This is a genomic window from Pannonibacter sp. CBAS1226 (assembly GCF_055685825.1).
Map to the genome: position 1 here is coordinate 1 of NZ_JBVOUO010000024.1, position 9752 is coordinate 9752.

The following is a 9752-nucleotide window of genomic DNA, read 5'->3' on the forward strand; positions in this document are numbered from 1 at the left end:
TCGTAGGTTCAAATCCTACCCCCGCAACCAAAATTACCAAGCAATATCAACGCTTCAGACGAAAGCCCCGATCCTCGCGGACGGGGCTTTCTCGCGTTTTGGCACAGATTTGGCACACTCAGAGCCAAGCTGTGACTTTGATTGATAAATGGCGGTGTTTTTTGATCGCTATTTGGCGTAATAGCGGGAGCAGAGGGTGGCCTGCTAAAGGGCGTAACCGATGACAAGAGCGGACGCTGCCGCCTCAACCACCTCTTCGGTGATCTCATCAAGGTTATTGATGCGCAGGACACGTTCGATTTGCATGAATAGGCGCTGTATCAGGCGGAAGTTTCCGCCGGTGAGGCGGGCAATTGCCGCGATAGCCAGCGCATCGGCCTCGGTGTTGATGCGTCGTCTCTTGCCAAGTCGCTTCCAATAGCCGGCCAGCACCAAGGTAAGCTCGTCCTTGGACAGGGATGCGTATCGGTGAGAAAAGCCAATCCGGCTGTAAAGCTGGGGAAAGCGCGCCAAGCGCTTCTCAATGCCGGGCATGCCGATGAGTATCAGCCCCGTGCTGTTCCTATCTATGTGGTCGCGTAGATGCTCAAGACCGGCGGTTGAAAGCCGCTCTGCCTCATCGATGATGATCAAGTCGACGTTGTACAGAGCGTCCTCTTCATCTTCGTTAAAACGTTTCGGATCGAGTTTTCGAGTAATGCATAGTTGCGCCCCGAATATCAGGCGATTCAGATTCCTCCCGACCGTTGCGACCGTCTCAGAGACGGTGGGTGTGTAAAACACGGCTCTCTTGCGCGTGATTGCCGCACACAGCTTTGGGTCTTTTGTGTCGTTGAACGATGAGAAGTGCAGATCAATATGCGGTTCGATCAGATGCCAGCGAGCATACCGGCGGGCTGACTGGGTTTTCCCAACGCCGGCTGGTCCGTGGCAAAGTCCGATTGTCTTGTGGCGGCGCACAGCATCGGCGAACTCAACGAACCGCCGATGTTCCCGCGTAGCGATGAAACGACTGGTACGGCCGTTTCCACGGCTCATGCGTCCAGATCTTCCTTGTAGAGAGACAGCTTCTTCTTGGGGCGTGACCTGGATGTAGTCTTGGCGGTGCTTGTATCCTCTGCCTTGGGCAGAAAATCCGTTGTCGCTTGGGCGCGGACGACGATTTCGCCGCGCAGCGCCCGTCGGCGCGCCGAGCGGGCTTGCTCAATATCTTTGAGGGAAATCGTCCGACTTGCGTGTTCCGGGCTCACGGCGCGGCAGAGAAACCTGTCGCGGAAAAAGACACGTACCTCAGTGATGTCGCGTGGGTCATATCGGATGGTGACATGCTCTCCAACATAGGCTGCGAGAGTGGGGTCCAAGTACCGCAGGCCCTGAAAGTAGATGCCATCACGACGAACAAGACGCTGCTTCGCAACGGAGATGAGCAGCAGGTCGAGCGCTTCGAGTGTGTCCGGCAGGCGCGGGAGCCACCCCTCGGCTACCCATGCTTCGTGCGGCGAGACACCAATCTCGCTGTGCGCGCGCGAATTATATGTCCCTACAATGAAGGAGCCGAGAGCCTTGTCCAGATCGGACAGCGACAGTCGTGGCGCATTTACAGGCTTCCCCTTCACCAGAAAACCGGGGAGCTCCGGCAAAAGTTCGCTATTTATGGTGCCGAAGAATCGCTCGATTTTCCCGCGCCCTTGAGGACGTCCAACCGTAGAAAACGTCAGATCTATCCGAAGGTCGGCCCCGACTTGCTCCAGGTGCCGACTGGTGAAGTCACTGCCATGGTCAACATAAAGATTGTCGGGAATGCCGCAGACAGGCCAGTCGGAGATGCCTTTGCGCCAAATTGCCTGTCGTAGCGCAAGGGCGGTTTGCAGGGTTGTCGGCACACCGACAAAGACCGTGTACCCGGCGATCGCCCGTGAGTGATCGTCAATGACGACCGTCAGCCAGGGGCGTGCGGGCTTCCCGTTCTTGTCTAGGATGAGCAGGTCAAGCGCCGTATGGTCGGCCTGCCATAGGACGTTCGGCCGCTCGGCTCGGTGACGGATGATCAACTCGAAACGGTCTCGGTAGGCGGCCGTCCCTTCATGGGCCATCGTTAGAAGCGCTGGCTCCATCTTTTGAATGATCTCGTACACGGCCGCGTAGGATGGCGCAGGCCAACCCTGTGCCTTGCTCAGCGTTTGAGCCCGCCGGTGGATAGCCGCCGCCGAGAGGCGTGGTTTTCCGAGTGCAAGGCTTTCGATCGCTCGGATCAATTCTGGGGGAAACCGACGGCTTCCTGCATCTGCTCGGGCTTGGCGCGCCAAGCCCATCAGGCCATCTGCCTTGTACTGGGCGACCCACCTCTGAATGGTACGCAGTGGCAAATTCGAGGCGCGCGCCACTTCGGCCTGTGCAACACCATCCTGAAGGTGCGGCCGCAGGATGGTGAACTTTTCCATTGCCTCGTTCCGCTGCTCGTCTGTCAGCTCGACTAAATTGTCCGGAAGAGGATCGTTGTACGGACGCTTCGTCATCAAAAATCTACTCTGTACAAATATCAGTAAATAATTGTCTTTTGCTTTATCAATTGAATAGTACGATAAAAATTGCAGTAACGGTACGTCTAACGTACATTTTATTTCATGACGAATATTTCTATTGGATACGCGCGCTGCTCTACTGATAAGCAAGACCTTGCTGCACAGCGTCATGCCCTCCTCGAACTTGGCGTCGCTCCGGATCGCATCTATACGGATCAGGGGCTGACAGGACGCACGCGCGCACGTCCTGGCCTCGACCAAGCGCTTGCGGCCGTGAGGGCAGGTGACACGCTGGTCGTCACGAAGCTCGACCGCCTCGCACGCTCGGTCCTCGATGCACGGGAAATCGCTGACACCCTGACTGTGCGCCAGGTGCGGCTGGCCTTGGGCACGTCGATCTATGACCCCGCCGATCCGATGGGGAAGATGTTCTTCAACATCCTCGCCACCTTCGCGGAGTTTGAATCCGACCTCATCCGGTCACGGACGCGTGAGGGGATGGCGGTAGCGCGTGCCAAGGGCAAACTACGCGGTAAGAAGCCCAAGCTCTCCGAACGGCAGCAATCCGAGCTGCGACGGATGTACGATACCGGCGACTACAGCATCAGCGACTTGGCTGAGTTGTTCACCGTGTCCCGCCCGACAGTGTATCGGACGCTCAACCGAAAAGGCTCGACTTCGGCCGACTAGGATATGCAATCTGAAAAACTGGATTTCTCCCGGTTTGATGACACAATCCGCGTTGTGAGAGGAGGGCGTCATCATGCCGAGAACGAGGAACCCATAACCGGAAGCGCACGGACTCGATAAATACAACCATGACGAAATACTTTGAAGAACTAAAACATCAAATTTTTCGCGCTATAAATGGCGTATTAAAAAAACTACGAAGGAAACCCATGTCAACATATTTCGAACAGTTGGAATCTGAAATTCCCTCCATTGAAAGATTGCCACAAAACGCGGATGCGGTAGGATTTTTCATTCAAGAAGTAATTCGCTTTTATTCAATTGCAGGAACCTTGTCGAAGAACGAGTTCGCGCTTGACGCAAGCTCTAGCGTTAACGAGCGATACTTAACGCATATTCTGTCGCGTTCGTTGCTAGAGCCATTCTTTCTCATTCTATATATTTTTGATGACCCGTCGCAGACGGTTGCAAGATATGATGAATTGAAAAACACATTCAAAGACCAGTACCGAAAGTTGATGAATGACCTGAGCACACCGGAATGGCAGGTATTCATGCAGTCATACGGAGGGAAACTAGAAGCTGCTGACCCCACATGGAAACGAACGAACCAACTTCCCGACGTAAAAACCATGCTGGGAAGACTGCAAAACAATTACAATAACAGCCTCGATTTTCTATACCCGCTTTATCGAATCACAAGCTTTGATACGCACGGACGAAGCCTAGGAACTATCTTCGAATCTGTGTTCGGAAAAAAATGTCATTTCCCCGTACTCAATATAAGATATGCAATTGAACTTATGGCAAACCAATACCTCGTAGTTTTAAATGATCTTCGCAGAAGAAACGTAATCTAATCCCGCGCCGCGACACACTTTGTCTGCCGATAAATAACTGGATTTCGTGGTAGACCCGATAGCGGCCCTAATAACTGTTGAGGATAAATGCATGGTCTTCGCGATCACCAATGCGAGAGAATTTCGGGAAAAGGTCGAGGAGGATCTCGACGAGCTTGCGAAGGACATCGCAAATTCAAGCCGCGCGATGAATGCAGCAATTTCGACATACCACCTCCACGAATGGCTGTGGGGCCACGTTCTAAAGCCGAAAAAGCCAGTGACACTGGGGACCTCGATCATCAGGTCCCAAGACGAATTCCTCTCCTGGTTGGACGATAACTGTCCTCATTTCACACTGCTCCAGGAACTCGCTAACGGGTCGAAGCATGCATATCCTGTTAACGGCTCAAAGGTTGCTGGTTTTGGCCAAGGTCCTTACGGCGTCGGCCCCTTTGACGCCCCTTATCTACTGATCGACTTAGGTGCGAATGTCGCTGGTCGTTACCTGGTAGCGAGCACCGTCATTCGCGAGGCAGGAGACTTCATGGTGAACTTGGCAAAGGACCATGGTGCGTGAGGCACTTCTCCGAGGGTTCTCTTGACGGGGCTACTACGACAAATAGCGATCAAAAAACGCCGCCATTTATCAATCAAGGTCACACCAAGCTGTGCCAAGAGCCGACAACAGTTCCCAGCAACGCCGCTCGTCGTCGTCCGCGTCGATTCTTGACCACGACATCATCCCCTTGTGTTAGTGTGACTAGAACAAAAACAGAACTAAGGCTGCCAACGAGGATGAAAGCGCGTCACTTACTAGACCTCGACGCTATGGAGCCACTCGATGGCTTCGCCCCCATGGCTCCTGAACGCCTGCCGGGGTTCGCCAATGACAACCAGCCGATCTCCCGCACGCTCGACAAGCTGTTCGGGACGGCATTGGCCATCGAGCTCGAAGCAGCCAAGGAAGCCGGGGCACTCGGGTTCATGGCGCGCGCCATGGTGCAGGCGACGATGCCGCATCGCCGCGTCGCCGGCAACGAGTTCACCCGCACCAATGGCGCCTTCTCGCTGACGATGCTGGCCCCCTCGAAGATCGGACTTCCTTATGGCAGCATCCCGCGTCTGGTGACCGGTTACCTGACGACAGAAGCTGTCCGCACCAAGAGCCGTCACATCATTCTCGGCAGCAGTCTCAGCCGCTTTATGGCGGAGCTCGACCTCGTTCCGACTGGCGGCCGTTGGGGCACTATCCCGCGCTTGCGGGATCAGATGACCAAGCTGTTCGCGTGCTCGATCTCCTGCACCTACTCATCAGGAAGCACCTTCGGGCTTGAAAACGTCAATATCGCCGACAAGGCCACGCTTTGGTGGACCCCGCGCCAGCCCGATCAGGGCACGCTCTGGGAAAGCACCGTCGTTCTGTCCGAACGCTTCTTCTCCGAGATCACGGAAAACCCCGTGCCGATCGACTTGCGCGCCTTACGAGCGCTTAAGCGTTCGCCTATGGCGCTCGATGTCTATCTCTGGCTGACATACCGAATGTCCTATGTGCGAGCACGCACGGCAGTGCCGTGGGGCGCTTTGCAACTCCAATTTGGCGCCGACTATCCGACATCCGATCAGGGCCGTAGGGACTTCAAGAAGGCGTTCCTCCGAGCGCTCGGCAAAGTCGCCGTCGTCTATCCGGCTGCTCGTCTTGACACCACAACCGACAGCCTCGTTCTTCTGCCCAGCCGCACACACGTCTGCAAATAATCGATCGATCGCCAGAAGTCCTGTTGATAGCTCTGTGAGTTTCAGGACTTATCCACGCATAAACGCTCCCGCGGGGAATGTGGCGGTATCTCTTGAATGCGAAAATTACGCACGCATAAACGCTCCCGCGATTACGCATAAACGCTCCCGCTATATACCTATATGGTCCTGTATTATTAAAATCCTGTAGTTGAGGCCAGAGTGCTGTGGACAGTTCGGCACCGCTGCTTTCCGTGGCCTTCTACTGGACGCTTCGGCGTTGCTGTGACCGCGGCAAAGGGGCTCTTGAATGGGTTCGAGTTGAGAAACCCGCTCTGCATTCCCATCAACTATCGGCAGGTGCCGTTCCGGCGAATCAAAGGTCGTCGTCACGGAGGCGTGCAGCCTCCTCGCGGCGAGCGCGTATTTCTGCCTGAGTGCGCGCCATCTCACTCTTGAACGATTCGGCGTACCGTTTGCGCATTACCCAGACAAACAGGCCGAATGCGATGACAACGAGCGCAATGATCGTCGTCAGGTTATCCATTATCCATCTCATTGGCGGCGCTCCTCTCTTTAGGCAGTAGGGTTTTGAAGGGGGCTTGTGGCGCGCTGGCGGCCCTTTCAGTTCATTTGTCGAAGCTGGGAGGGGCCGGTGGGCGGCGCGGCGTCTCGGATGAACCAGAAGGCCGCTCAGGCGGTCTGGAGCCATTGTCCTCGGGCGCGGCTTTGGGATCGGGCGGCGAGCCATTCTTGCGCCCCCGCATCCGCGCCTGAAGCGCAGCGAGTTCCGCCTGATACTCGGGATCATCCGCCAGATCGGCGTCGGTCGCCTGGTCGTCGTCCGACTCGAAAACGGGTGTTTTCTCTGGGCGCGGCGCGCGGTAGACGGTGTCGCCAAGCTCGCGCTTCTTCTGCGCCACCCATTCCTTCAGCTTCTCGTTGGCGTAGTAGGGCGGATACAGGTTGGCCCGGATCGACAGGCCGTCCTGAAAGATCACGCAGTCGTCGCGAAACTCAGGCCCCATCAGCTGCTGGGGCGAGGCCACCCAATCCTCGCCGCCCCAGATGTCCTTGCGCCGACCCAGCCGCTCGGCCACGTGTTCGGCAGTCCTGGTGTCATTCGGGCGGAAGAAGATCTGGCCGCGGCAGTTGGCGACGAGGCTGCGCCATTTGGGGTACACCTCTTCCAGCTGCGCCAGGTCCTGCGCGAACAGCCAGAGCCGGATGCGGTAGCTGCGCGTGATCGCCACCGCGTCCTCGATGATCCGCATGTAGCCCAGCTGCGGCATCTCGTCGAAGACGAACATCATCGGCCAGTCGAGATACTCCGCGGGCAAGCTGTCATCCTCGGCATTGGCCGCGTCAATCATCTTGCGCACCCGGATCGCTTCGCTCAGGTGCTGGCCCAGCATCACCCGCAGCACGCTGCGCATGGCGGCCATCTTCTCGGGCGGCACGATCAGGTAGACCGTGGCCGCGCTGCCGCGCGTCACCCCGCCATCCTCTCGCTGATGCCAGCCCGGCGCGCGGCCGGTCTTGGCTGCGAAGGTGACGCTGATGTTGTCGCGCACCAGGATGTCCTCGACCGTCCAGCCCGGCGTGGTCGAGGAGGTAACATTGGCCACGTCGTCCGAGCGCCAGATGGCAAGCTGTGTGCGCAGCGTCGTCGAGATCGAGGCGCGCAACGCCTCCGACTGCGTCTCTAGGATGTTGCCCAGTTCCTTGAGACGCTCGTCGTCAGAGCCTTGCAGGTCTTCGACCATCGCCTCGAAATCCGCCTTGCTCGGCGTGAGCAGGCGGCAGACCGCGCGCATGTTGCGCTGGCCCTCAGGCCGCGTGCGGATGACGTAGAAGATCAATCCGGTCAGCAGGTCGCGCGCGGCCTCGTCCCAGAAAGGCTCCTTGCCCTGGGGAATGACCAGCAGTTCGGCCAGAAGCCGTGCCTCGTCCCAGCCCGTCACCCGGTCGAGCGGATTGTAGCAGTCGGAATCGGCCTCGCCCGGCGCCCATTTGAACACCTGTCCATAGAGGCTGCGCCGCCAGGCCGTGTGCTCGTAGTTCTCGCCCTTGGGGTCGAGGACCACCGTCGGCCCCTCGAAATCCAGCAACACCGGAAGGATCAGCCGCTGGCCCTTGCCCGCGCCCGTGGGGGCTACCGTCAGCAGATGCCCTTCGCCCCGGAAATAGAGCGGAAACTCAAGGTCCGGGCGATCCGGCACTGGCTGCTTCGCGAGTTGCAGCGCGTCCATGGGGAAGGTCGCGTTGTTCGAAATCACGATGCCCGCTTCCGCCATCTGATCGAAGGTGGCCCAGCGTTGCGCCTGGCCGACGTTGCGCAGCTTCTGGCGGGATTCGTCAGTAAGGAAGCGCATGCAGACGCGTAAGTGCTTTCGCGCTTCCTCGATTTCACCTTCTCTCAACTTGTAATGCAGGCTCTCAAAGAACACCTTGTCAATGGCGGGGTCGGTTCCGATGATCAGGTACGCCTCGGCCCATTCCGGCCCCATCGCATCCAGCCAGCGATCAATCCGGCGGTTGCGCTCAATCTCGCGCCGGGATGGCGTCTTCTCCCCTCCACCCCCGAACAGCTTCTTCCACACCATCGTCGCGCCCTCGCCGAATGCTCCCCTGAACAGTCATCCTGCCTGACGTCACGCTACCACCAAATTGCCAATGAATCCGACGGAAATGCTTAGCCGGACGTGGCTTTGAGCTTGGTTCTACGCGGTGTGGCTTCTGGCGGATGACGCGGGACGGGCGTTGCCCGTCCGGTACGGTGACCTTGGGGGCCGCCAGTCGAAATGCCCGCGCCCGACAGCGGCATGACGCAGTGCCCTTGGGCACGTCGAAGGCGTCCGGTTGGGCTCCTCTCGTCCTTTTCCGATTCCGCGCTCCACGGGCCGTCCTCAGGTGTGGCTGACCTGGCAGGGACGCCGTGCGGCGCAACGGCGGTCGGTCAGTTTCTTCCCCTGCGGCTGAAGCCGCATTCCTCGCGGGCGCTGCGCTCCAACAAACAGCCCCCCCGCCGTCTTCCGGTTCCCTCCAGCCCATGCGGGTGCGCCGCCCGGCTTGCCCCTGCCTCTCCGGTCGCCATCGGACGGCCGCGATGGGCGCGGCCTCCCAGACAAGGAGAGGACCCCATGACTACCGAACGCATCGACGTCTACACCCAGGTCACCAACAACATCATCGCCGCCATCGAGGCGGGAGCGGGCGACTGGCAAATGCCCTGGCACCGCAGCGGTGAGGGCCTGAACCGCCCCGTCAACATCGACACCGCCAAAGCCTATCGCGGCATCAACGTCGTCAGCCTCTGGGCCTCCGCCCAAGCCCGCGGCTTCACCACCGGCACCTGGGGCACCTATCGCCAATGGCAGAACAAGGGCTGTCAGGTCCGCAAGGGCGAGAAGTCGAGCCTCGTGGTCTTCTACAAGGAGTTCGACGTGGAAGAGCGGAACGACGACACCGGCGAGACCGAGCACGGCAAGCGCCTGATGGCCCGCGCGAGCTGGGTCTTCAACGCCGACCAAGTGGACGGTTACGAGGCGCCCGCGCTCCCTGAACCCAAGGACTCCGTGCAGGTCATCGACGCAGCCGAGCGCTTCGTCGGCGGCACTGGCGCCATCATCCGCCACGGCGGTACCCGCGCCTTCTATCGTCCTTCCGACGACATCATCCAGATGCCCGAGCGCGAACGCTTCCTCGGCACCGAAACCAGCACGGCGACCGAGAGCTACTACGCCACGCTCCTGCACGAGCTCACCCATTGGACGGGCGACACCCGCCGCTGCGACCGCCAGTTCGGCAAGCGCTTCGGCGATGACGCCTATGCCGTCGAAGAGCTCGTGGCCGAGCTGGGCGCGGCCTTCCTCTGCGCCGACCTGGGCGTGACGCTCACCCCGCGCCCCGACCACGCCGCCTACATCGACAGCTGGCTCACCTTATGACGACGTGAGCATAA

General features: G+C 58.8%; 9 protein-coding genes. 5 read left to right on the plus strand and 4 right to left on the minus strand.

Translation table 11 applies throughout. The annotated features are described in order from the left end of the window. Positions 1–204: 204 nt before the first annotated feature. Positions 205–1038, minus strand: coding sequence for an AAA family ATPase (locus tag AC0CMF_RS25030; RefSeq protein WP_472482560.1), 834 nt, complete (start codon positions 1036–1038; stop codon positions 205–207). Then, positions 1035–2516: a transposase gene (locus AC0CMF_RS25035; RefSeq protein ID WP_472482561.1), complete on the minus strand. Its 1482-nt coding sequence runs from the start codon at positions 2514–2516 to the stop codon at positions 1035–1037. The genes AC0CMF_RS25030 and AC0CMF_RS25035 overlap by 4 nt, the downstream gene beginning before the upstream one ends. A 108-nt stretch (positions 2517–2624) precedes the next feature. On the opposite strand from AC0CMF_RS25035, the gene AC0CMF_RS25040 reads away from it, so the two are divergent. The 4 genes from AC0CMF_RS25040 to AC0CMF_RS25055 all read left to right on the plus strand — a co-directional run bounded on the left by AC0CMF_RS25040 (position 2625) and on the right by AC0CMF_RS25055 (position 5809). After that, positions 2625–3212, plus strand: a complete 588-nt coding sequence (locus AC0CMF_RS25040; protein WP_472482562.1) for a recombinase family protein — start codon at positions 2625–2627, stop codon at positions 3210–3212. Positions 3213–3421: 209 nt separating this feature from the next. After that, a complete protein-coding gene (locus AC0CMF_RS25045; RefSeq protein ID WP_472482563.1) occupies positions 3422–4072 on the plus strand; it encodes a hypothetical protein in 651 nt (216 codons plus the stop codon). A gap of 91 nt (positions 4073–4163) precedes the next feature. Next, complete coding sequence (locus AC0CMF_RS25050) at positions 4164–4631, plus strand: hypothetical protein (RefSeq protein ID WP_472482564.1); 468 nt, start codon at positions 4164–4166, stop codon at positions 4629–4631. Positions 4632–4849: 218 nt separating this feature from the next. Further along, on the plus strand, positions 4850–5809 hold the full coding sequence (locus tag AC0CMF_RS25055; RefSeq protein WP_472482565.1) for a replication protein RepA: 960 nt from the start codon (positions 4850–4852) through the stop codon (positions 5807–5809). A 355-nt stretch (positions 5810–6164) separates the two neighbouring features. Here AC0CMF_RS25055 and AC0CMF_RS25060 read toward each other — a convergent pair whose 3' ends face one another. Continuing rightward, positions 6165–6335 (minus strand): hypothetical protein, encoded by a 171-nt coding sequence (locus AC0CMF_RS25060; protein WP_472482566.1) that lies wholly within the window; start codon positions 6333–6335, stop codon positions 6165–6167. Positions 6336–6417: 82 nt separating this feature from the next. Then, on the minus strand, positions 6418–8394 hold the full coding sequence (locus tag AC0CMF_RS25065) for a type IV secretory system conjugative DNA transfer family protein (RefSeq protein WP_472482567.1): 1977 nt from the start codon (positions 8392–8394) through the stop codon (positions 6418–6420). 537 nt (positions 8395–8931) lie between these two features. Between AC0CMF_RS25065 and AC0CMF_RS25070 the strand changes: the two genes are divergently transcribed. Beyond that, a complete protein-coding gene (locus AC0CMF_RS25070) occupies positions 8932–9738 on the plus strand; it encodes an ArdC family protein (RefSeq protein ID WP_472482568.1) in 807 nt (268 codons plus the stop codon). Positions 9739–9752 lie beyond the last annotated feature (14 nt).

Excerpts from the sequence above, each read along its gene's own strand:
- AC0CMF_RS25035 (WP_472482561.1), bottom strand. The coding sequence starts at position 2,516 with ATGACGAAGCGTCCGTACAACGATCCTCTTCCGGACAATTTAGTCGAG.
- AC0CMF_RS25030 (WP_472482560.1), bottom strand. The coding sequence starts at position 1,038 with ATGAGCCGTGGAAACGGCCGTACCAGTCGTTTCATCGCTACGCGGGAA.
- AC0CMF_RS25050 (WP_472482564.1), top strand. The coding sequence starts at position 4,164 with ATGGTCTTCGCGATCACCAATGCGAGAGAATTTCGGGAAAAGGTCGAG.
- AC0CMF_RS25060 (WP_472482566.1), bottom strand. The coding sequence starts at position 6,335 with ATGGATAACCTGACGACGATCATTGCGCTCGTTGTCATCGCATTCGGC.
- AC0CMF_RS25065 (WP_472482567.1), bottom strand. The coding sequence starts at position 8,394 with ATGGTGTGGAAGAAGCTGTTCGGGGGTGGAGGGGAGAAGACGCCATCC.
- AC0CMF_RS25045 (WP_472482563.1), top strand. The coding sequence starts at position 3,422 with ATGTCAACATATTTCGAACAGTTGGAATCTGAAATTCCCTCCATTGAA.
- AC0CMF_RS25070 (WP_472482568.1), top strand. The coding sequence starts at position 8,932 with ATGACTACCGAACGCATCGACGTCTACACCCAGGTCACCAACAACATC.
- AC0CMF_RS25055 (WP_472482565.1), top strand. The coding sequence starts at position 4,850 with ATGAAAGCGCGTCACTTACTAGACCTCGACGCTATGGAGCCACTCGAT.
- AC0CMF_RS25040 (WP_472482562.1), top strand. The coding sequence starts at position 2,625 with ATGACGAATATTTCTATTGGATACGCGCGCTGCTCTACTGATAAGCAA.